Raw genomic sequence first — 21,932 nt, forward strand, 5'->3', positions numbered from 1 at the left:
CGCGCGGATGCGCGGAGGGCCGGAAGGCGGCGCCTCAGCGCGTCGTCCCCGATCCGCTGCCGAGGCCGCGGATCAGCAGCATCAGGGCGCGGCGCAGCCGGTCGAGACCGCTCTCCAGATCGATGGTGCCGTCGGACAGCCAGCGCCGCAGCTCGACCTGATAGATGCAGAAGATCGTCCACCCGACGAACTGCGGCGCCTCGTCGGTCGCGATCTCCCGGCGTTCGGCCGCGTGCCGGACGATCGTTCCGAGCAGCTCGATCAGCGCCTCGCGCGTCTTCTGGAACGAGCCCGCCTGCGCGCCGCTGTCGTAGAACGCCATCTCGCGCAGGACGAGCCGCGACAGCTCGGGCTGCCGCGCGAAGAAGGCGTAGTGCGGCCCGAACACGCCGAGCAGATTGTCGATCAGTGCGGCCTCCGGGTCGACCGACGCGGCGGCGGTGCTCGCGACCTCGTCGAGCCCCTCGTTGGCGATCAGGAACAGCAGGTCGCGCTTGGTGGCGGCATAGATGAAGACGGTGCCGAGGCCGACATCGGCGCGCGTCGCGATCTGGCGGATGGTGGTGTCGTCGAAGCCCTTCGAGACGAACAGCTCGCGCGCCACGTCCTTGATCCGGCGGAGCTTGTCCTCCTTGTTCTTCTCGCGACGTCCCGGCCTGCCGCGCGGCGCCGCGGTCGCGTCGTCCGACGCGGGCTCCCGCCGGGCGTGCTCTCGTGTGTCGCGCTCCACCATCGCTCCGGTCCACATCCGTACAAACCCTGCCGCGGCGCGCGCCGCGGCCTGGCGTCTTGACACGAAAGTGAACACGTTCAAAAATGAACGCGTTCAATAAAGGCGCCGCTCTCCTTGTAGCGGGAGAAAACCGCGGTGTCGCCTCGGGAAGAAACGCTAGCGCCGGGGACCTCGTGTCCACGGCCGGGAGACGACGGATGAGACGGACGCAACGACCTCGACGCCGCGACCTCTGCGCGACGGCCGGACCCCTCCCGGCACCGAGACCACACCCCCACGAGTAGTTCCGGGCCGGGCCCCTGACCGGCCGGTTTCGGAGCGGCGCACGACTCGCGTCGCTTCGACGAGCCCCTGTGTCGATTTCTCTGTGTCGATCCCGAACGCGGCGCTGCCGCAGGCGTGGGAGGCGGAGTCATGACGGCGCTCGACCCTCCCGACCCGTCCGGCTCCCCCGGACGACGCCCCGCATCCTCGGTCGGATCGCCCACCGTATCAACCGACTGCCTGCTCCGGGAGAGTCGCGCATGTCCGACGCGATCCTGACAAGACCCGCCTGCTCGAAGGTCGACGACGTTGTCGCCCGCATCGAGCGACTGCCGATCTCGCTGTGGCACGTGAAGGCCCGCGTCGTCGTCGGCGTGGCGACCTTCTTCGATGCCTTCGACGGCCTCGCCATCGCCTTCGTGCTTCCGGTGCTCGCACCGCTGTGGAAGCTCACGCCGCCGCAGATCGGCCTGATGATCTCGGTCGGCTATGTCGGCCAGCTCGCCGGCGCACTGTTCTTCGGCTGGGTCGCGCAGCGCTACGGCCGCGTCCGGGCGATGGTCTGGTCGGTGCTGGTGCTGTCGATCATGAGCTTCGCCTGCGCCTTCGCCTGGAGCTACGAGTCGCTCCTCGTGTTCCGCGCCGTCCAGGGGATCGGGCTGGGCGGCGAGGTGCCGATCGCCGCCGTCTACATCAGCGAGATCGCCAGGGCCAAGGGCCGCGGCCGCTTCGTTCTGCTCTACGAGCTGATCTTCCCGATCGGCCTCGTGTCGGCCGGGTTCCTCGGCAGCTGGATCGTGCCGACCTTCGGCTGGCAGTACATGTTCGTGATCGGCGCGCTGCCGGCGATCCTCGCCGTGTTCATGCAGCGGCTGCTGCCGGAATCGCCGCGCTGGCTCGCCGCCCGCGGCCGCGACCAGGAGGCCGAGGCGGCGCTCGCCCGCATCGAAGCCGAGACGGCGCGGGCGACCGGGGCGCCGCTGCCGCAGGTCGAGCCCGTGGTCGTCACCCACGAGAAGCCGGCCACCTGGGCCGATCTGTTCGGCCCGTACTACCTGCGGCGCACGCTGGTCGTGTGGACGATCTGGTTCGCCGCCTTCATCGTCACGTTCGGCCTCGTCGTGTGGGTGCCGACCATGTACCGCACGGTGTTCCACCTGCCGCTGGCCCAGTCGCTCCAGTACGGGCTGATCACCCAGGTCGTCGGTCTGTTCGGGACGCTCACCTGCGCGCTCACCATCGATCACGTCGGCCGCCGGCCGTGGTTCGCGGTCGCCTTCGCGGGCGTCGCGCTGGCGCTCGGCTCGCTGTGGCTGTTCGGCGCCGGCAGCCCGGAGCGCGTCCTGATCCTGGTCAGCACCGCCTTCTTCTGCTCCTCGGTGCTGTCCATCGGCATCTATCTCTACACGCCCGAGCTCTATCCGACGCGCGCCCGCGCCATCGGGGTCGGCGCCGGCGGGGCGTGGCGCAACCTCGCCTCGATGATCGGCCCGACCATGGTCGGCATGATGATCGGCGGCGGGCTGGAGAACGTCTTCCTCGCCTTCGGTGCGGTGGCGGCGGTGGCCTGCGTCGTCGTCGCGGTCTTCGCCGTCGAGACCAAGGGCCGCGTGCTCGAGGACATCTCGCCCTGAGGCGGCGTCTCCCGCTGCGGCGCCCCGCCGGCGCCGCGTGATCCGGGCCGTCCGTCACGGGCGGGCGGCCGCTCTCCCAAGAGGTTCCCTTTCGACATGACCGCTTCGAACCGCCCCGCCGGGCTGCCCCATGCCGCCGATCGTCCGCCGGTCGCCTACGACCGCGCACCGAGCCATTCCGGGCTGATCGCCGAGCGCGACGTCGCCGTGCCGATGCGCGACGGCGTCAACCTCTCGGTCGACGTCTACCGCCCCGACACCGACGAGAAGCTGCCGGTGCTGCTGGCCTTCTCGATCTACAACAAGGATCTCCAGGGTCCCGACGTCGCCGCCACGCTGCCGCCGCAGCCGGCCTGGTCGTCGCTGTGGGCCGGCCTGCTGGAGGCGGGCGACACCAAGTACTTCGTTTCGCGCGGCTACGTGCACGTCATCGGCTCGCCCCGCAATGTCGGCAAGTCGGACGGGGGCGGCTCGCGGCTCTGGGACAGCTACGACCTGATCGAGTGGATCGCCCGGCAGCCGTGGTGCGACGGCAATGTCGGCATGGTCGGCATCTCCGGCTTCGGCGCCGAGCAGCTCCACGCCGCGCGGCAGAACCCGCCGCACCTGAAGGCGATATTCCCGCTCGATCCGCGCGGTGCCTACGGCGTGCTGGGCAGCTTCCGCGAGGAGTATCCGGGCGGCGTGCTGCACCTGTTCCGTTATCTGATCATGCATTTCGCCGCGATCCACGGGACCCGCGGCAAGCCCGGCGCGCTGCCGCCGGAACGCGAGGCGCTGTGGGAGGAGGCGATGCGCAATCCGGACTTCCGGATGTATCCGCATCTCCTCAACGTGCTGACCCAGAAAGGCCAGCACATGCCGCCTTACTTCGAGCTGCTGATCAACCCCTACGACAGCGAGGAGGCGGTGCGCGACGCCGAGGCGAAGCTCGCCGACATCGAGGTCCCGACCTACACGGGCTCGGGCTGGTACGCCTACACGTACAAGACCCATCTGCAGGGGGCGCAGAGCTACTTCGAGAAGATCACGGCGCCCAAGAAGCTGATGTTCGCCGGGCCGGCGCATCTGGAGCGGCCGTTCCACACGCTGCACGGCGAGATCCTGCGCTGGCACGATCACTGGCTCAAGGGACTCGACACCGGCATCATGGCCGAGCCGCCGGTGCGCTACTGGGTGATGGGCGCCGAGGAGTGGCGCGAGGGCACCGACTGGCCGCTGCCCGAGACCCAGTGGACGAAACTCTATCTCGACTCCTGGGAGCGGCTGCGGAGCGATCCGTTCGTGCCGTCGAGCGTCGATGACGAGCGCCCGCCCGACGCCTTCGTGCAGATGCCGCCGACCCAGACCAACGCGGTCGCCAAGCTCCGCTATCTCACCGATCCGCTGCCGGCGGATCTCCTGGTCGCCGGCCCGATGGTGCTGAACCTGTTCGCCGCGATCGACCAGGACGACACCAACTGGTTCGTGACCATCAAGGACGTCGGGCCCGACGTCTCGGTGCGATCGGTGCGCGAGGGCGAGCGCGAGATCCCGGCCGGCTTGCCGGAGCGCGAGGTGACGCGCGGCTGGCTGAAGGCGTCGCACCGCGCGATCGACCCGGAGCGCTCGACGCCGTGGCGGCCCTGGCATCCGCTCACCCGCGCGGCGCAGCAGAAGGTGGTCCCCGGCGAGGTGACCGAATACGCGATCGAGATCCTCGCCACCGCCAACCTGTTCCGGCGCGGCCACCGCATCTGCGTCGAGATCGCCAGCGCCGACATGCCGACCGGCGTCGGCGGCGCCACCAATGCCGAGTACGTGCCGAACCACATCGTCTCGAGCCGCACCACGCTGCACACGATCTATCACGATGCCGCGCGGCCCTCGCATCTGCTGCTGCCGGTGATTCCGCAGGCGTGATCGTCCGCGGCCCCGGCCAGCGTCCCATTCGAGATCGAAAGACGGAGATATCCTCATGAACGAGACCGCCGCTCGTGCCGCCGTCGCGCCGGGCCCGGACATCCGGCGCTTCCGCGTCGTCGTCACGGGTCACGACGCCGACGGCAACTCGGTCGTCACCAGCGACGCCGCGTCGCCGCACGTGATGCCGATCATGGACCAGCCGAACTTCGCCGTGACGGATTTTTGGAAGACGTTCGGCACGCCGGCCGACAACGGGCCGGCGACGCAGGCCGATCCGTGCGGACTGCCGATCCAGGTGGCGCCGCCGGCGGGCGGCAGCGTGTTCCGGGTGGTGCAGTTCCCGCCCGACAAGGACTGGGCCGCCAAGGCGGCCGCGATGGGCGGCGCCGTGGCGATCGACGAGACGGCGAAGTCGGCCAGCAAGGGCGGCGAGGTCCGCCACGCCCACATGCACCGCACCCGCTCGATCGACTACGCGATCGTCCTGTCGGGCGAGATCTGGGCCGTCATGGATGTCGGCGAGACGAAGCTCGTCGCCGGCGACATGCTGGTCCAGCGCGGCACCAACCACGCCTGGGCCAACCGCTCGGGCGAGCCCTGCATCGTCGCCTTCGTCCTGATCGACGCGCTGCCGCTGGAGTGAGTCCGGTTCCGGATGATCCGGGTGACTGGCCGTCTGTCATTCCGGGGCGAGCGCCGAAGGCGCTCGAACCCGGAATCCAGCCGGGAACTCGGAGCCTGTCGCTGGATTCCGGGTTCGCACCTGCGGTGCGCCCCGGAACGACGGCGAACCGGTGATCTGGAGTTCGTCTCAGAACCGCGCCTTGATGCCGCCGTAGACGGCGCGGCCGTCGCCGGGCAGGAAGGCGGCCTGGTCGGCGCGGCTGGCGCGGCCGAGCGCCAGGGTCGAGGCGGCGTAGGTGGTGTCGAAGATGTTGCGCACCTCGACATAGCCGCTCCACGTCGCGTCGTGCTTGTACTGGGCGCGCGCGTTGACGACCGCGAAGGCCTCCGAGAACAGCGTGCCGGCGTTGTCCACCGGCACGTCGTCCGGCACCCACTGCACCTCGCCCTCGACCCACAGCCGCGGGTCGACCGTGTACCGCAGCGCGCCCAGGAAGAAGTGGCGCGGCGCGCCGGCGATGCGGTTGTCGCCGTAGAGCACGTCGTCGGAGAAGCGGAAATCCTGGAACGTGTAGGTGACGCGCGCCAGGAGCTGATCGGTGAGGCGCACGCTGCCGCCGAGCTCGACGCCGAAATGCCGGGTCCGGTCGGCGTTCTCGGTGCTGGCGTTGCCGCCCGCGGCGTTGGACGTGCGGATCAGCTCGTTCTCCAGCCACGAATAATACGTCACCACGTCCCAGGCGAAGCGGTCCCACGCGCCGCGGAACCCGGTCTCGGCCGTGATCGAGCTCTGGCCCTTCAGGTCCAGCGTCTTGAAGCCGGTCGGGCTGGCGTTCGGGGTGCCGCCGGTCGCCTCCAGCAGATCGTCGAAGGTCGGCGCCTCGAAGGTGCGGCTCACGGCGGCGAAGACGACGTTGTTCGGCGCGACGTGATACAGGACGGCGAGGCTCGGATTGACGGCGTCGTAGGACCGCGAGAAGCTGGTGTCGGTCGCCGCCACCGAGCCGGTGGCGCCCGTGGCGGCGTTGGTGATGCGCGGCCGCGTCGCCAGCCCCCAGGTGTCGGTGTTGTCGCGCGTCGCCATCATGTAGGAGAGCGCCGGCGAGATCGTGAAGGCGCCGACCGGCACGTTGAAGCCCGACCACACCGACAGCGTCTGCGCCTCCAGCTCGTTGGTGCCGTAGGTCGTGGTCCGGCTGCCGCGCAGGTTGTTGGCGTAGGTGCGGTCGGCGCTGCCGACCACGTACATGGCGGTCGTCTCGAACAGCGGCAGCGCCGCCGTCTTGTCGGGCCGGTAGGCGTAGCGGGCCGAGGTGGTGAAGTCGCCGCCCTCGGTGATGCGGTAGCCGGTGCCCACGGGGAAGCGGAACGTGTCGTCCGTGTAGGTGTAGCCGAGCGCCAGATCGAACACGTGCTCGCCGAAGGTCGCGGTGGTGCGCGAGCCGACGCGGGCCTGCTCGGTGTCGCGGCGGGGCTTGTCGCGCAGCGCGTTCGGCCCCGGCTCGGCGCCGCCGGCCTGCACGCCGGGCGCCGCCTGGGTCGGGTCGGCCATCATCCGGTTCCACGACAGCGGTCCGGGAATCTCGAAGCCGAGATCCGTGTAGCCGACGAACAGGCGGGTCGAGATGTTCTCGTTGATCTTGGCGCCGGCATTGGCGCTGAACACGGTGCGGTCGGAACCGTTCCAGGTGCGGTAGCCGTCGCGTTGGCCGTAGGAGTACTGCACGAAGGCGTCGTAGTCGCCCTTGCGGGCGCCGCCCTGCACCTGGGTGCGGACATAGCCGTAGCTGCCGCCCTCGACGCTCACCTCGGCGCCGGGCGAGCCGGAGCCGGTCGGCGACACGAAGTTGATGGCGCCGCCCAGCACGGTGGCGCCGAGCCGGTTCGCCGTGTAGCCGCGATAGACCTCGAAGAAGTCGGCCATGCGCGGGTCGATCAGCCCGACGATGTAGGACCCGTCGGCGCGGTTCAGCGGTAGGCCGTCCTGCAGGATCAGGAGGCCGCGCTCGGTCGGGTTGGTCTGCTGGCCGGAGCCGCGGATGTGGATCTTGGGCTGGTCGTTGCCGCCCAGGAAGCTGTTGGCGATCACGCCCGGCACGATGTTGAGCGAGTCGGCGATCGACACGTCGGAGCGCGCCTCCAGCCGCCGGTGATCGACCACGGCGGTGCCGCCCGGCGTCGCCTCCAGCCGCCGGCGGGCCTCCGCCTCGGTGGTGGTGGCCGGCGCGCCGGGCTGGCCGCCGGCCGCCTCGACCACCAGCTCGTCGAGCGTCACGGTGGCGCCCGGCGCCGCCGACTGGGCGAGGGCGTCGGTCGCGCCCAGGCCGAGCGCCGCCGTCAGGGCGAGCGCCGAGACGGCAGCCGTCAGGGCCCGGCGGGGCGGGATCCCCGGCGTCGTCGCGCACGCCGTGGGGCACGACCAGGACAGCAGCGACTCGGTGGGCACGGGAGCGGATCTCCGATCGATCGACACGACACTCATCGCGAACCAGGTCCTTTGCAATCCGGGTTTGTGCGGCCGCGCCGGCAGGGCGGCCATCCGCCGTCGCGGCCGGGGTGGCGGCGCAGCGGCGGATGGCGGTCCGCGCGACCCTGTCGGGAAAGGGGCGCCCCGGCCGGCCGCGCGAGCCCCGAACGTGGGCCCGAGGTGGAAACGAGGCTGGCGGGCGCGATCTGGCGCACTGGCTGGCGGGTGGCGTGCGGCGAGAGAGCCGCCGGAGAAACCATGTTGCCATGAGTAGGAATTTGGCTTAGGGCGAGTCAAATCCTAATTGAAAAGTTTAGAAACAATGAAAACTGAGTATCTGGAAGCTGAAATGATTCAAAACTACAGTTATAATACGTGCGAATAGGCTATAATTTGTCGGAATGATCTTCGTGTTTTCCCTTATCCCGTCTCCTCTCCACCGGACCTGCGCATTCGCGCCCCGCCGCCGAGGCCTGCCATGACCGGGATCGAGCTGCCGTCCTCCGGCCGATCGGGCCGGCGCGACGCCGGCCGGCGGCACGTCGAGGCGGCGGCGCGGCACGGCGCCTCGTTCCGGATCTTCTTCCTGGCCGGGGCCGTCGAAGCCGTGCTGGTGATCGGCCTGTGGGGGGCGGCCTTCCCGCTGGTCGCCGGGATCGACCCGCCGCTCGCGCCATCGGCCTGGCACGCGCACGAGCTGCTGTTCGGCTACGTGCCGGCCGTGCAGGCCGGGTTCCTGCTCACCGCGCTGCCGCACTGGACCGGCCGGCGGCCGGTCGCGACCGGCACGCTCGCCGCGCTGCTGGTGCTGTGGATCGCCGGCCGGCTCGCCGTCGCCGGCCTCGCCGGGCTCGGCCCGCCCGGCGTCGCGGTCGCGGCGATCGCCTTCACGGCGGCGCTGGCCGGCCTGGTGACGCACGAGATCGTCGCCGCCCGCAGCCGCGACAATGCGCCGGCCGTGCTGTCGCTGGCCGTCCTGGTGGTCGCCCAGATCCTGTTCCACGCCGACCTCGCGGCCGGGCACGACGGCGCGGCGGCGGCGCGCCTCGCGCTCGCCGGCGTCACGGCCCAGATGATGCTGCTCGGCGGCCGCATCGTCCCGGCCTTCACCCGCGACTATCTTTCCGAGACCGGCCGGGCGTCGCTGCCGCAGCCGGTGCGGTGGCTCGACGCCGCCGCGGTCGGGCTCGGGCTGGCGGCGCTGGTCGTCTGGCTGGCGCTGCCGTGGCTCGGCGCCGCGGCGCCGCTCGGGGGCGCCGTGCCGATCGCCGCGGGCGTGCTGCTGCTGGTCCGCCAGGCCGGCTGGGCGCCGTCACGGACGCTGCGCGAGCCGCTCGTCTGGGTGCTGCATCTCGGCGCCGCGATGACGCCGCTCGGCCTGCTGATGGCCGGCACGGCCGCCGTGACCGGGCAGGCCGGGCTCGCCGCCGCCGTGATCCATGTCTGGGCGATCGGCGGCATCGGCCTGATGACGCTCGCCCTGATGACCCGGGTGAGCCTCGGCCACACCGGCCGGAGCCTGCGCGCCGTCGCCGGCTCGACCGCGATCTATCTGGCGATCGCGCTGGCCGTCGCGGCGCGGGCCGGCAGCGTGCTGATGCCGCAGTGGACGCTGCCGCTGCTGTCGCTCGCCGGCGCCGCCTGGCTCGCCGCCTATGGCGGGTTCCTCGTGGTCTACGGGCCGATGCTGGTGCACCCGGCGGTGGCGCCGGAGCGCAGCGCTCACTCGCCGCCCAGATAGCCCGCGATGCTCCAGCCGGCGGCGCCCTTGGCGTAGCAGAGCTGCTCGAACACCAGCGGCAGCACCGCGTCGGCCGAGACGAAGCCGGTCTTGCCGGACGGCGTCACCACCTTCAGGGGCGGGGCGTTGTCGGGCCCGCCGGACGGAGGACCGCCGGGCGGCGGGCCGCCCTGGGCGGAGGCACCCTGCGCCGCAGGACCCTGGGGCTCCGGCATCACCCGCACCAGCACGGCGCCGAGCGTCTCGACCACCGGCGCGTCGGCGGCGGCGCCGCCGCGCACCGCGATGCTCGACCCGGCCGGATAGGCCCAGTCCCAGACGTCGGTGCGGGTCGCCTTGAGGAGCTGCTCGAAGGCCTTGTCGTCGAAGCCCGGGGTGGCCGGGGCGCAGGACACGCCCTTCTTCTGCGGCAAGGGCTGCAGGGTGGGATCGGCGGCGGCGCTCGCCAGCACCTCCCAGCCCTCGCCGTCGGAAGCGTCGAGGCCGATCGCGGCGGCGAGGTTGTCGATGCCGGGCTTCTTGCGGTCGGCCTTCTCGCCCTGGGCCGCGGTCCAGAAGAAGCTCTTGGCGACCAGACCGGCGAGGGCGGCGCGGTCCTTGCGGGCGGCGATCTCGCCGAGTTGCTTGCGGAACGCCTCGAAGCTCGGATCGGTCGCCGGGGCCGGCGGCGTCACGGCGACCGACGCGTAGGGCCGGGCGGGCGCCGGCTGCCCGGCCGCCGCCGGACCGGGGGCCGCGGCGGCGGGCTTCTGCGGAGTGGCCTGCGGGGCGGCCGGCCTGCCCGGCGCCGCCTGGGCGGGGGCCGGCTTCGCCGGCGTCTGGGCCGGTGCGCTGCGGCCCGGTGCGGTGCCGCCCGGCCCGCCGGCCGGCGGGAGCTCGGACGGACGCGGCAGCACCGACTGGGCCGCCGCGGCGGCGGGCAGCAGGAGGCCGGCGGCGATCAGGGTCGCGGCGGCGAGACGCGCGGCGGTCGGGCGGGCGGCGGTCGGGCGGGCGGACCGGCCGTGCGCCGTCGCGGTGATCGGGATCGGACGGAAGGGGCGCATCGAGGCTCCAGCGGCTGCGACGGCCGGGATGGCGCGGCGTCGGGGCCGCGGCATCCGGCATGTGACGACGGCCCGGACGCTAGGCACGAAATGCGACCCCGGTACGGCCGCCTTGCAGAGGCCTTCTCGCCGGTGCGTTGTCGATTGGCGCGGGCCGAATCGCCCCGCGCGCCGCCGCCCCCGGTCCACCGCCGACAGGTCGTCCCGATGCCCGCCTTCGTCACCTCGCCCTACGTGCTGCCGATCGTCCTCCTGGTCGCCTCCAACCTGTTCATGACCACGGCCTGGTACTGGCATCTGCGCTTCAAGGAGGTGGCGCTGTGGCAGGTGGTGCTGATCTCCTGGGGACTGGCCTTCATCGAGTACTGCCTCGCCGTGCCGGCCAACCGCTGGGGCGCCACCGTCTACGCGCCGGCCCAGCTCAAGACCATCCAGGAGGTGATCACGCTGGTGATCTTCGCCGGCTTCTCCTGGCTCTACCTGAACCAGCCGCTCGCCTGGAACCACGCGCTCGGCTTCGCCTTCGTGGCGGTCGGGGCGTTCTTCATCTTCCACAAGTGGTGAGGCGTCGCGGCGCGACGGGCGCGACCCGCCGGTCACTTCGGCCGGCAGCGGGCCGGGAAGCGGGCCTTGTCGAGGGCGGTCGCAAAGCCGCCGCCCGGCACGAACACCTGGCGGCCGGCCTCGAAGGCCTCGGCATGGCTCGGCGCGATGGTCAGCACGATGCTGCGCCCGGACGCGATCGCCGGCGCGAGCGCCGCGGCCTCGCGGTCGAACGCCACCCAGGCGCCCTCGAAGCCCTCGACCGCGAGGGCGACCGGCGGCCGGTCCTCGATCGCCACCGTGACCGGCACCCGGGTGAGGTCGCTCGGGCCGCCCGGCCGCGGCGACAGCCGCGCCACGATGCCGACGCCGAGACCCGACCGGCTGCAGAACAGGAACAGCTCGTCGCCGGCCGGCGTCGACGTGGTCACCAGGGTGCCGAGCTCGCCGCCCCGTCGGGTCGACCAGCCGGCGGCGGCGTCGGTCGCGGCCGCCAGAAGGGCGGCGAGGACGAGCAGGCCGGCGGCGGGCCGGCGCGGGACGGGCAGGGGCGGGACGGGCAGGCGGGCGAGACGGCGCAGGTGCATGGCGAGGGCTCCCGTGAGGTCGGCCTCCCTGATAGCGCGTCCGCGGCGCGGGCGCAGCGTCCGGCAGGGCGATCGGCCTCAGTCGCGGGGGTGCAGCGCGCGGCCGTGGCCGGCGATCAGCACGGTGAGGCCGCCGACCGCCACCAGCCCGAGGCTGACCAGGCCGGCGATCGGCAGCCCGCCGGTGGTGCCGTGATGGAGCGGCGCCGCGACGGCGGCCTGCAGGCCGACCACCGTGATCAGCACGGCGATCGACAGGACGAGCGCCAGGCTGGCGACGAGCTGCGCCACGACGGTGGCGCGCCGGCGCGGGAAGCGGGAGTGGCGGTCCGCGTCGAAGCCGCAGTGGTCGATCTGTGTCGGGGTCATGGTCGCGCGTGTGTCGTCGGGGGGCCCGTCGAGGTTTCGGCAGGCTCGTACCGAAACATCGGGGCGGGTGTTCGGCTTGGTTCGGGCAAAGGCGAGGCATCGTCTTAACGCCCGGTTAACGCCGCCGGGCCGCGGCCGGGGCGGGAGCCCGCGCCGGCGTCGGTCCGGGACCATGGCGGGGCCGGCCGGGTCGGGCGGACTCCGTGTTCGTAATTTTGCCGTGCTTTGGCTTTTGTTCGCCCCCGGGGGCGTGATCGAGAGGGGAACCGAGGCGGACATGAGGAAGGCGAGGCTGACGCTCGTGCCGGCGATGCTGCTCGCGATCGGGGCGGCGGCGCCCGGTCCGGCCGTGGCGGCCGAGAAGAACGGGCTGATCGGCTCGTGGTCGATCGTCGAGGCGGTGCCGGGGCCGTGGGTGCGCGGCAAGGAGCGCAACGGCCTGCTCGAGCACGGCCGCAAGCTGGTGGCGACCGAGGTGACGTTCGAGGCGGGGTCGATCGTCTCGACCAATCACGGCCTCGCCTGCCGGCGGGCCATGTACCAGATCGGCACCTATCCGACCGACGCGCTGTTCCGCGGCCTGCTGCCCGACGGCAGCCAGGACCGCATCGCCCGCGACCTCGGCCTGACCAAGGCCGGCGCCGACGTGCCGAGCGTCGACGTCGACTGCGCCGGCGGCTACTTCACCTACCACTTCCGCGACCGCAACACCGCGCTGTTCGCCTGGGACGACGTGATCTACACGCTCAAGCGGCGGTAAGGCGCGGCCTCCCGTCTTAGCCAAAACGCAAGAGAAAGCTGGCAGGGTGCGGCCCGTCCGACCACGGGAGGGGCCGCCATGCCCGACAGTGCCGCCGTCCGAGCCATCCTGGAGCGCGGGGCGATCACGGCCGCCGACGTGCTGGCGCTGCGCCAGCGGGTGTTCTGGAAGGGCGTCGTCACCGCCGCCGACGCCGAGATGGTGTTCCGGCTGAACGACCGGCTCGGCCCGACCGCCGATCCCGGCTTCGCGCCGTTCTTCGTCGAGGCGCTGGTCGACTACCTGGTGAACCAGGCCGAGCCGCACGGATACGTCTCCGAGGCGAACGCCGACTGGCTGATCGCCCGCATCGCGCATTCGGGGCGGGTCGACACCGCCTCCGAGCTCGAGCTGCTCGTCAGGGTGCTGGAGAAGGCGCAGTCGAGCCCGGTGCGGCTGGTCGCCTTCGCGATCGAGCAGGTCGAGCGCGGCGTGCTGACCGGCGAGGGGCCGGTCGGCCGCGGCCACCGGCTGCGGCCCGGCGTGATCGACGCGGCCGAGGTCGAGCTGCTGCGCCGGATCCTCTACGCCTTCGGCGGCGACGGCAACATCGCGATCACGCGCCGCGAGGCCGAGCTCCTGTTCGACATCAACGACGCGACCGCCGAGGCCGAGAACCATCCCGCCTGGTCGGACCTGTTCGCCAAGGCGATCACCAGCTTCCTGATGGCGGGAGCCGGCTATACGGTGCCGACCCGCCAGGAGGCGCTGCGCCGTGCCGCCTGGCTCGACGCGCCGACCCCCGGCGTCGGCGCGTTCATGGGCCGCATGCTCACCGGCGGCCTGGAGGCGGTGTGGGACGCGATCGAGCACGGCACGCTCGACGGCGCGCCGCGCCGCGGCGGCGAGAGCTTCGCGCTCGACGATCCGCCGCCGGCGGCGAGCGACGACGACGTGCGCTGGGCGGCCGCCCGCATCGGCCGACGCGGCTCCCTGCACGAGAACGAGGTGGCGCTGATCAACTTCCTCAAGAGCCGGGGCGCCCACCTGCACCGGCGGCTGCTGCCGATCCTCGACCGCGTCGCCGCCTGAGCGCGTCGCTTCACAGCATCTCCGGCCGGAAGCGGCGGCGCCATTGGCGGGTGGTCTCGCCGGCGATCATGAACTCGCCGTCGCCGCGATAGTGCAGGGTCCGGGGCGAGGCCTTGATGGCGCTCGGCGCGGCGTGGCCCTTCACCACCTCGAAGACGAACAGGTTGTACCTGTCGATCAGGCTGGCGTCGGCCAGCCGGCACTCGAAGCTCGCCACGCATTCGGCGATCAGCGGGGCCGACACCATGACGCCGGGCTGCGGCGTCAGGCCGAATTTTTCGAACTTGTCGGTGTCGCGGCCCGAGCAGTTGCCGATGTCCACCACGGTCTCGGCGAGGTCGACGGTCGGCACGTTGATGACGCAGACCCTGCTGCGGCGGATCAGGGCGTGGGAGTGGTTGGCGTTCCAGATGTAGCAGCCGACCAGCGACGGCTCGAATCCCATGACCATGTGCCAGCCCATGGTCATGATGTCGGTCTCGCCCTCGAAGGACGACGAGACCAGCACGATCGGCCCGGGCTCGAGGAAGCGGCGGACGTCCTCGACCGGGACGTCGACCTTCCTGACCGGGCCGACGCGCCCGTGCGGAGATCGGGCGGCGGCCCTGGCCGGTGCGGCGGGTTTCGCGGCCGGGCGCTTCGGCGCGGCGGCCGGCTCGCGGGCGGCAGGCTTGCGAACGGCAGGCTTGGCCTTGGTCGCGGACTTGGCCTTGGCCGCAGGCTTGGTCTTGGTCGCGGGCTTGGACTTGCTGGCGGGCCTGGTCCTGGCGGCGGGCTTGGTGGTGCGGGCGGACGGCATGGGCGGGCTCCGGGATCGGACGCGGCGGGCCCGCGCGACGCGGCCCGCCGGCCCGCCATCATAGCCGAGCCGGCCGCCGCGCGGGCGGGCGAAGCGGCGGGCCGCAGGCCTGTCCACCGGCGCACGGTTCCGTTTGGCGCCGCGCCCGCCCGTCGCTATAGTCCGCGCCGCGCCGGTGTGGCGGAACTGGTAGACGCGCACGACTCAAAATCGTGTTCCGCAAGGAGTGTCGGTTCGATCCCGACCACCGGCACCACCGAGCGACCGAGATCCAGCACGGACCTCAGGCATTCGGGAGCGACCAGCTCCGGCTCGATGTCGGCGCGTGTCACGGTCAGGGTCCGCGCAGCCGTGTCGTCGTCAAAAGCCGTCTTGGGTCGAGAAAATGTTGTCGAACGATTACATTTTCAATTGTCGCCGTTCGCCGACATATGCTAATGTCAGCGAACGGTAACTTTGGATGCCCCATGCTCGTCCGTACACCCGCCGACCTCGGCGCCGTCCTCCGTGACCGGCGCAAGCACCTCGACCTCGACCAGGCGACCGTCGCCAAACGGATCGGCGTCAGCCGCCAGTGGGTCATCGAGATCGAGCGCGGCCACCCCCGTGCGGAACTCGCTCTCGTGCTTCGCGCCATCGATGTTCTCGGCCTTCGTCTCGATGCGGCCGTCGGACCGGCAGCAGATCACCCGCCGTCGGACGGCGTCGACATCGACGCCATCGTGGCCAGGGCCAGAAGGGCGAAGCCGTGACCGGCGAGCTCGTCGCACTTCTAGACGGAAAGGAGGTCGGCCGCGTACGGCGCGATGCGCGCGGTGGCATCAGGTTCCTTTACGACGACGCGTGGCGAACGGCGGCCGATGCCTATCCGATCTCCTTGTCGATGCCGCTCGGTGCCAGGGAGCACGACCGGGCGGTGACCGAGGCGTTCCTGTGGGGCCTCCTGCCGGACAACGAGCACGTGCTCGCCCGCTGGGCCGCGAGATTCCAGGTCTCGGCCCGAAACGTCTTCGCGCTCATCTCGCACGTCGGGGAGGATTGTGCCGGCGCCGTGCAGTTCGTCACGCCGGAACGGCTCGCCGCGATCCGCGGCGCCAGGGACGACAAGGTCGAGTGGCTGGACGAAGCCGACATCGCCAAGCGGCTCGAAACCCTTCGCAAGGATCACGCCGCATGGCGCCTGCCGCGCGACGCGGGACAGTTCAGCCTCGCCGGCGCTCAGCCCAAGACGGCGTTGCTTCTGCAGAATGGACGCTGGGGCATTCCGTCGGGGCGCCTTCCCACGACGCATATCCTGAAGCCGCCGACCGGGCACTTCGACGGCCACGCCGAGAACGAGCACCTCTGCCTCACGCTGGCGCGAAGCTTCGGTCTGCCGGCGGCGCGATCGAGCGTCATGACGTTCGAGACCGAGGTCGCCATCGTCGTCGAGCGCTACGACCGCCAGCACAAGGGCAACGATATCATCCGGGTGCACCAGGAAGACGCGTGTCAGGCGCTGGGGATTCCGCCGACCAGGAAGTACCAGAACGAGGGCGGCCCGAATGCCTACGACATCGTCCAGCTCCTGCGCACCTCTTCGACGGACCGCGAGGTCGACGTCGACACGTTCATCGACGCTCTCGGCTTCAACTGGCTCATCGGCGGCACCGACGCGCACGCCAAGAACTACTCGCTGCTGCTCGGTCGCGGCCGTGTCCGCCTCGCGCCGCTCTACGACGTGGCGAGCATTCTTCCCTATGACGCGTTCGACCTCCGCAAGGTCAAGCTCGCCATGACGATCGGTGGCGAATACAAGCTCGGCCTCGTCGGCTTGCGTCAGTGGCAGAAGTTCGCGCGCGAGATGCGCGTCGATGCCGAGAGCTTGATCGAGCGGCTCGCCGCGATGGCCGCGAGACTCCCCGACGCGGCGAGCGCCGCGCGCACGGGCGCGCGCGAGGAAGGGCTCGACATGCCCATCATCGACCATTTGACGGAGCGGCTGATCGAACGCGCGGCCGCGTGCCGCAAGTCTCTCGCCGCTGCGTAGCCGATCTCCCGTCTCCCGGTCCGTCCGGCGGCCGGTCCGGATGGGCCAGGCCGCGCCCCGTCACGCCGCCGCCGCGTCGTAGGCGGCGCGGGCGGCGCGGATCGCGGCGTGGTGCTCGCCCGCCCAGGCGACGATCGCGGCGAGCGGCTCCAGCAGCGAGGCGCCGAGCGGGGTGAGGCGATACTCGACGCTCGGCGGCACGGTCGGGTGGACGTGGCGGCTCACCAGCCCGTCGCGCTGCAGGTCGCGCAGGCTCTGGGTCAGCATGCGCTGCGAGATGTCGGGCAGGCCGCGGCGCAGCTCGCCGAACCGGTGCGGCCGCTCGGCCATCATGATCATCAGCAGCGTCGTCCACTTGCCGGCGATCCGGTCGAGCACGTCGCGCACCGGGCAGTTGGCGACGTCGAAGTCCAGCTCCCGGAAGCCGGCGACGGTGCGGACCAGCGTCTCCACGGCCGGGCTGCAGGCCGGCGCCGGCGCGGCCTTCACGACGTGCGGGGGCTTCGCGACGGACCGGGCCTTCGCGGCGGAGGGCGCCTTTGCGGCGGAGGGCATGGGTCGGCTCCTTCGGGTCGGTTCCCTCGACGTAACCTGATGACGGAAAGCTGCCTTCTTTACCGCCGGCGATGGGCTCCAATATAGATCAGGTCTCTAAAAGAGACCAGATCTCTCGATTTCAGCCCCAGGAGCCTCCCGTGTCCGACACCCTGCTCGTCACCGGCGCGTCCGGCCATCTCGGCCGCCGCGTCCTCCATCATCTGCTCGACACCCTGACGGTGCCGGCCGGCCGCATCGTCGCGACCTCGCGAAAGCCGGAGGCGCTCGCCGACGTGTCCGCCCGCGGCGTCACGGTGCGGGGCGCCGATTTCGACGACGCGGCGTCGCTCGTGCGCGCCTTTGCCGGCGTGAACCGGCTGCTGCTGATCTCCACCGACACGCTCGACCGGCCGGGCGCGCGCCTCGCCCAGCACCGGGCGGCCGTGGCGGCGGCCGAGCGGGCCGGCGTGTCGCACGTGGTCTACACCTCGATGCCGGGGCCGGAGACGTCGCTGGTCCTGTTCGCGCCCGACCATCTCGGCACCGAGCAGGCGCTGGCGGCGAGCGCGATCCCGGGCTGGACCGTGCTGCGCAACCACTTCTATTTCGAGAACCTGGCCTATGCGATCCCCGCGGCGCTGGCCTCCGGCCAGTGGTACAGCGCCGACGGCCATCGCGGCTCGGCCGACATTTCGCGGGACGATCTCGCCCGCGCCGCCGCGACCGTGCTGGCCGGCGGCGAGACCGGCCGCCGCACCTGGACGCTGTCCGGCCCGCAGGCGCTGACCCGGACCGAGATCGCGGAGAAGATCGGCGCCGCGGTTGGAAAATCCATCACGGTCGTGCCCGTGACGATCGACGTGCTGGTGCAGGGCATGGTGGCGCACGGCGTGCCGGAGCCGGTCGCCCGCGTCTTCGCCTCCTTCGACGCCAACACGGCGGCCGGAAAGTTCGAGACCGTGACGAACGATTTCTTCGAGATCACCGGCACGCAGCCGCAGAGCTTCGATGCGTGGCTCGCCGAGAACAAGGGGATGTTCGCCAAGGGGCACTGATCGCCCCCGTCATTCCGGGGCGTGAACCGAAGGTTCACGAACCCGGAATCGAGCCACGGATGCCGAGCGTGCCGCTGGAGTCCGGGTTCGCCGCTGCGCGGCGCCCCGGAATGACAGCGCGCCTCTCACCCCCGCCCATACCCTCCGCCGGTCGGCGTGATCACGGTCACGGCCTCGCCGGCCTGGAGCACCGTGGAGGCGGCGCCCGGCAGCTCCTCCACGGTGCCGTCGTTGCGGCGGACGAGATTCTGTCCCGTCTCGCCCGGCGCGCCGCCGGCGAGGCCGAAGGGGGCGACGCGCCGGTGGCCCGAGAGCAGGGCGCACTCCATCGTCTCGCGGAACCGGATCGTCCGCCGGGTGCCGTCGCCGGCCGTCCAACGTCCTTTTCCACCAGAGCCGCGGCGGACGAAAAACTCCTCCAGCACGACGGGGAAGCGCGTCTCCAGGATCTCCGGATCGGTGAGGCGCGAATTGGTCATGTGGGTGTGCACGGCGGGCGCGCCGTCGAAGCCGGGGCCCGCCGGCGAGCCGGAGCAGATCGTCTCGTAATACTGATGACGATCGTTGCCGAAGGTCAGGTTGTTCATGGTGCCCTGCGCCGCCGCCATCGCGCCGAGCGCGCCGAACAGGCAGTTGGTGACGGCCTGGCTCACCTCCACGTTGCCGGCCACCACGGCGGCCGGATAGACGGGCGACAGCATCGAGCCCTCCGGCACGATCAGCCGCACCGGGCGGAGGCAGCCGGCGTTCATCGGGATGTCGGCGTCGACCATCACGCGGAACGCGTAGAGCACGGCCGCGCGCGTCACCGGCGCGGGCGCATTGAAGTTGTCCGGGCGCTGCGCCCGCGTGCCGGTGAAGTCGACGGTCGCCTCGCGTTTCTCGTTGTCGACCGAGATCGTCACCCGGATCACCGAGCCGTCGTCCATCTCGTAGGCGAAGCGGCCGTCGCCGAGGCGGTCGATCACCCGGCGGACGCTCTCGGCGGCGTTGTCCTGGACGTGGCCCATATAGGCCTGCACGACGTCGAGCCCGAAATGGGCGATCATCTTCGTCAGCTCGGCGGCGCCGCGCTGGTTGGCGGCGATCTGGGCCTTCAGGTCGTTGACGTTCTGGACGACGTTGCGGACCGGGTACGGGCCGCCGGAGAGCAGCGCGATCAGCTCCGCCTCGCGCAGCCGGCCCTCCTCGACCAGCTTGAAGTTGTCGATGTAGACGCCCTCCTGCTCGATGGTCGTCGCCTTGGGGCTCATCGAGCCGGGCGCGATGCCGCCGACGTCGGCATGGTGGCCGCGGCTCGCCACCCAGAACAGAATCCGCGTGCCCGCGTCGTCGAACACCGGGGTGCAGACCGTGATGTCGGGCAGATGCGTGCCGCCGTTGTAGGGCGCGTTGAGGACGAACACGTCGCCGGGCCGGATCACGGCGTTCTGGGCGATGACGGTCTCGACCGACCTGTCCATCGAGCCGAGATGCACCGGCATGTGGGGCGCGTTGGCGACCAGCGCGCCGTTCGCGTCGAACACGGCGCAGGAGAAGTCGAGCCGCTCCTTGATGTTCACCGAATAGGCGGTGTTCTGCAGCGTCACGCCCATCTGCTCGGCGATCGACATGAACAGGTTGTTGAAGATCTCCAGCATCACCGGGTCGGCCCTCGTGCCGACCGCCTCGGTCTGCGGCCGCGCCACGACGCGCCTCAGCACCAGATGGTCGTGCGCCGTGAGTCGCGCCTGCCAGCCGGGCTCGACCACGATGGTCTGGTTCGGCTCGATCACGATCGCCGGCCCGGTGACGGCGTGGCCGGGCGCGAGATCGCCGCGCAGAAAAATGCCGGCCGCGTGCCAGGCGCCGCCGGAGAAGAAGCGGCGGGTCTGGTGCGGCACCGGCGCGGCGCGCTCCTCCTCCTCCAGCGTCGCCTCGGACTGCGGCGCGGCGCCGCCCACCGCTTCCACCGAGACGGCGTCGACGATCAGGATCTTGTCGCGATCGACGAAGCCGAAGCGCGACAGATGAAGGGAAAGGAACGTCTCGCGCATCTCCGCGACGGCGGAGGCGGGCAGGGCGCCGCCGGCGAACGGCACCGGAATGTCGAGCGACGTGTCGGTGCCCTCGTAGCGGACATGGGCGATCACCGACACGGTCGCGTCGCGCGCCGGTACGCCCTGGCCGGCGAGCTCGTTCACGCAGGCTTCGCCGAGCTTCTTTCGCGCGACGCGGAGTGCGTCGGCCGCCGCGTCGAGCCGCAGATCCATGGTCTCGAAGCGGGTCGCCCGCACGCTGGCCAGCCCCATGCCGTAGGCGGACAGCAGGCCGGAGAGCGGATGCACCAGCACGCGCTCCATGCCGAGCGCGTCGGCGACCAGACAGGCGTGCTGGCCGCCGGCACCGCCGAAGCAGTTGAGCGCGTAGCAGGTAACGTCGTAGCCGCGCTGGACGGAGATCCTCTTCACCGCCTCGGCCATGTTGGCGACGGCGATCTTCAGGAACCCGTCGGCGACCTCTTCCGGCGAGCGCCCGTCGCCGACCTCGGCCGCCAGCGTGGCGAATTTCTCCCGCACCACGCCGGCGTCGAGCGGCTCGTTCTGATCGGGTCCGAAGATCGCCGGAAAGAACTCCGGCACCAGCTTGCCGACCATCAGGTTGGCGTCGGTGACGGTGAGCGGGCCGCCGCGGCGATAGCTCGCCGGGCCCGGCACGGCGCCGGCCGAGTCGGGGCCGACCCGGAAGCGGGCGCCGTCGAAATGCAGGATCGAGCCGCCGCCTGCCGCCACCGTGTGGATCAGCATCATCGGCGCGCGGATGCGCACGCCCGCCACCTCGGTCTCGAAGGCGCGCTCGAACGTGCCGTCGAAATGGGCGACGTCGGTCGAGGTGCCGCCCATGTCGAAGCCGATCACCGCGTCGAAGCCGGCGGCCCTGCCGGTCGCCGCCATGCCGACCACGCCGCCGGCCGGGCCGGACAGGATCGCGTCGCGGCCCTGGAACAGGTCGGCGCCGGTGAGGCCGCCGGCCGAGGTCATGAACATCACCCGCGCCCCGGTGCGGGCGACGTCGAGCTCCTCCGACACCTGCGCCACGTAGCGCCGCAGGATCGGCGACAGATAGGCGTCGACCACCGTGGTGTCGCCGCGCCCGACCAGCTTTATCAACGGCGACACCCGGTGGCTGACCGAGATCTGGGTGAAGCCGATCTCCTCGGCGATGCGGGCCAGCGCCCTTTCGTGATCCTGGAACCGGAAGCCGTGGATGAGGGCGATCGCCACGGCCCGGATGCCGGCGTCGTAGGCCGCCTGCAGGTCGCGGCGGGCCAAACCCTCGTCGAGCGGACGCTCGACGGTGCCGTCGGCGAGCACGCGCTCGTCCGCCTCGATCACCCGCTCGTAGAGCTGGTCGGGCTTGACGATCGCCCTGGCGAAGATCTTTCGGCGGTCCTGGTAGCCGATCTCCAGCACGTCGGCGAGGCCGCGGGTGGTGACGAAGGCGGTGCGCTCGCCCTTGCGCTCCAGCAGCGCGTTGGTGGCGACCGTGGTGCCCATCCGCACCTCGCCGATCGCGCCGGTGGGGATCGGCTCGCCGGGGGCGAGGCCGAGCAGCCGGCGGATGCCGGCCACCGCGGCGTCGCGATACACGCCGGGGTTTTCGGAGAGCAGCTTCGTCGCGTGCAGCGCGCCCGCCGGGTCGCGGCCGATCACGTCCGTGAAGGTGCCGCCGCGGTCGATCCAGAAATCCCAACTCATCGAAATGCTCGTCAAAACTCTTTTCGTTGCG

Annotated in this window: 18 protein-coding genes and 1 tRNA gene; 11 read left to right on the forward strand and 8 right to left on the reverse strand. The window is 71.5% G+C overall.

The window, feature by feature from the left end:
• Positions 1-34: 34 nt before the first annotated feature.
• On the reverse strand, positions 35-733 hold the full coding sequence (locus J2S22_RS24335; protein WP_272780390.1) for a TetR/AcrR family transcriptional regulator: 699 nt from the start codon (positions 731-733) through the stop codon (positions 35-37).
• Between the two features lie 524 nt (positions 734-1,257).
• Between J2S22_RS24335 and J2S22_RS24340 the strand changes: the two genes are divergently transcribed.
• From J2S22_RS24340 to J2S22_RS24350, 3 genes are all read left to right on the forward strand, one after another.
• Positions 1,258-2,631, forward strand: coding sequence for an MFS transporter (locus tag J2S22_RS24340; protein WP_272780389.1), 1,374 nt, complete (start codon positions 1,258-1,260; stop codon positions 2,629-2,631).
• 96 nt (positions 2,632-2,727) lie between these two features.
• Positions 2,728-4,533 carry a CocE/NonD family hydrolase gene (locus J2S22_RS24345; RefSeq protein ID WP_272780388.1) on the forward strand — a complete coding sequence of 602 codons (1,806 nt, stop codon included), beginning with the start codon at positions 2,728-2,730 and terminating at the stop codon, positions 4,531-4,533.
• 55 nt (positions 4,534-4,588) lie between these two features.
• A complete protein-coding gene (locus tag J2S22_RS24350; protein ID WP_272780387.1) occupies positions 4,589-5,179 on the forward strand; it encodes a cupin domain-containing protein in 591 nt (196 codons plus the stop codon).
• Positions 5,180-5,347: 168 nt separating this feature from the next.
• Here J2S22_RS24350 and J2S22_RS24355 read toward each other — a convergent pair whose 3' ends face one another.
• On the reverse strand, positions 5,348-7,606 hold the full coding sequence (locus J2S22_RS24355) for a TonB-dependent receptor family protein (protein WP_272780386.1): 2,259 nt from the start codon (positions 7,604-7,606) through the stop codon (positions 5,348-5,350).
• A 499-nt stretch (positions 7,607-8,105) separates the two neighbouring features.
• Here J2S22_RS24355 and J2S22_RS24360 point away from each other — a divergent pair, with 499 nt between their 5' ends.
• On the forward strand, positions 8,106-9,368 hold the full coding sequence (locus tag J2S22_RS24360; RefSeq protein WP_272780385.1) for an NnrS family protein: 1,263 nt from the start codon (positions 8,106-8,108) through the stop codon (positions 9,366-9,368).
• On the opposite strand, the gene J2S22_RS24365 is transcribed toward J2S22_RS24360, so the two are convergent.
• The gene (locus tag J2S22_RS24365) at positions 9,350-10,414 is read right to left on the reverse strand and encodes a hypothetical protein (RefSeq protein ID WP_307155885.1); all 1,065 of its coding nucleotides are present in this window, start codon (positions 10,412-10,414) and stop codon (positions 9,350-9,352) included. The two genes, J2S22_RS24360 and J2S22_RS24365, sit on opposite strands and share 19 nt — an antisense overlap.
• A gap of 207 nt (positions 10,415-10,621) precedes the next feature.
• On the opposite strand from J2S22_RS24365, the gene J2S22_RS24370 reads away from it, so the two are divergent.
• On the forward strand, positions 10,622-10,978 hold the full coding sequence (locus tag J2S22_RS24370) for a DMT family protein (RefSeq protein ID WP_272778377.1): 357 nt from the start codon (positions 10,622-10,624) through the stop codon (positions 10,976-10,978).
• Between the two features lie 32 nt (positions 10,979-11,010).
• Here the strand turns inward: J2S22_RS24370 and J2S22_RS24375 are convergent, their stop codons facing one another.
• Both J2S22_RS24375 and J2S22_RS24380 read right to left on the reverse strand, forming a co-directional pair.
• The gene (locus tag J2S22_RS24375; RefSeq protein WP_272778378.1) at positions 11,011-11,544 is read right to left on the reverse strand and encodes a hypothetical protein; all 534 of its coding nucleotides are present in this window, start codon (positions 11,542-11,544) and stop codon (positions 11,011-11,013) included.
• A 78-nt stretch (positions 11,545-11,622) separates the two neighbouring features.
• Positions 11,623-11,913, reverse strand: coding sequence for a hypothetical protein (locus J2S22_RS24380; protein ID WP_272778379.1), 291 nt, complete (start codon positions 11,911-11,913; stop codon positions 11,623-11,625).
• Positions 11,914-12,190: 277 nt separating this feature from the next.
• Here J2S22_RS24380 and J2S22_RS24385 point away from each other — a divergent pair, with 277 nt between their 5' ends.
• Positions 12,191-12,673: a hypothetical protein gene (locus J2S22_RS24385; RefSeq protein WP_272778380.1), complete on the forward strand. Its 483-nt coding sequence runs from the start codon at positions 12,191-12,193 to the stop codon at positions 12,671-12,673.
• A gap of 78 nt (positions 12,674-12,751) precedes the next feature.
• Positions 12,752-13,744 carry a hypothetical protein gene (locus J2S22_RS24390; RefSeq protein ID WP_272778381.1) on the forward strand — a complete coding sequence of 331 codons (993 nt, stop codon included), beginning with the start codon at positions 12,752-12,754 and terminating at the stop codon, positions 13,742-13,744.
• Between the two features lie 10 nt (positions 13,745-13,754).
• Here the strand turns inward: J2S22_RS24390 and J2S22_RS30965 are convergent, their stop codons facing one another.
• Positions 13,755-14,543, reverse strand: a complete 789-nt coding sequence (locus J2S22_RS30965) for a flavin reductase family protein (RefSeq protein WP_437182553.1) — start codon at positions 14,541-14,543, stop codon at positions 13,755-13,757.
• Positions 14,544-14,714: 171 nt separating this feature from the next.
• Here J2S22_RS30965 and J2S22_RS24400 point away from each other — a divergent pair.
• From J2S22_RS24400 to J2S22_RS24410, 3 genes are all read left to right on the forward strand, one after another.
• Positions 14,715-14,799: transfer RNA gene (locus J2S22_RS24400), tRNA-Leu, on the forward strand.
• A gap of 211 nt (positions 14,800-15,010) precedes the next feature.
• Positions 15,011-15,295, forward strand: a complete 285-nt coding sequence (locus tag J2S22_RS24405; protein ID WP_272778382.1) for a helix-turn-helix domain-containing protein — start codon at positions 15,011-15,013, stop codon at positions 15,293-15,295.
• Positions 15,292-16,572, forward strand: coding sequence for a type II toxin-antitoxin system HipA family toxin (locus J2S22_RS24410; RefSeq protein WP_272778383.1), 1,281 nt, complete (start codon positions 15,292-15,294; stop codon positions 16,570-16,572). The genes J2S22_RS24405 and J2S22_RS24410 overlap by 4 nt, the downstream gene beginning before the upstream one ends.
• 60 nt (positions 16,573-16,632) lie before the next feature.
• Here the strand turns inward: J2S22_RS24410 and J2S22_RS24415 are convergent, their stop codons facing one another.
• Positions 16,633-17,127, reverse strand: coding sequence for a winged helix-turn-helix transcriptional regulator (locus J2S22_RS24415; protein WP_272778384.1), 495 nt, complete (start codon positions 17,125-17,127; stop codon positions 16,633-16,635).
• 140 nt (positions 17,128-17,267) lie between these two features.
• Between J2S22_RS24415 and J2S22_RS24420 the strand changes: the two genes are divergently transcribed.
• Positions 17,268-18,164 (forward strand): SDR family oxidoreductase, encoded by an 897-nt coding sequence (locus J2S22_RS24420; RefSeq protein ID WP_272778385.1) that lies wholly within the window; start codon positions 17,268-17,270, stop codon positions 18,162-18,164.
• 125 nt (positions 18,165-18,289) lie between these two features.
• On the opposite strand, the gene J2S22_RS24425 is transcribed toward J2S22_RS24420, so the two are convergent.
• Entirely contained in the window at positions 18,290-21,901 is a 3,612-nt protein-coding gene (locus tag J2S22_RS24425) for a hydantoinase B/oxoprolinase family protein (protein WP_272778386.1), read from the reverse strand.
• Between the last annotated feature and the right edge of the window lie 31 nt (positions 21,902-21,932).

The organism is Rhodoplanes tepidamans, assembly GCF_030813915.1.
Taxonomy (GTDB): Bacteria; Pseudomonadota; Alphaproteobacteria; order Rhizobiales; family Xanthobacteraceae; genus Rhodoplanes; species Rhodoplanes tepidamans.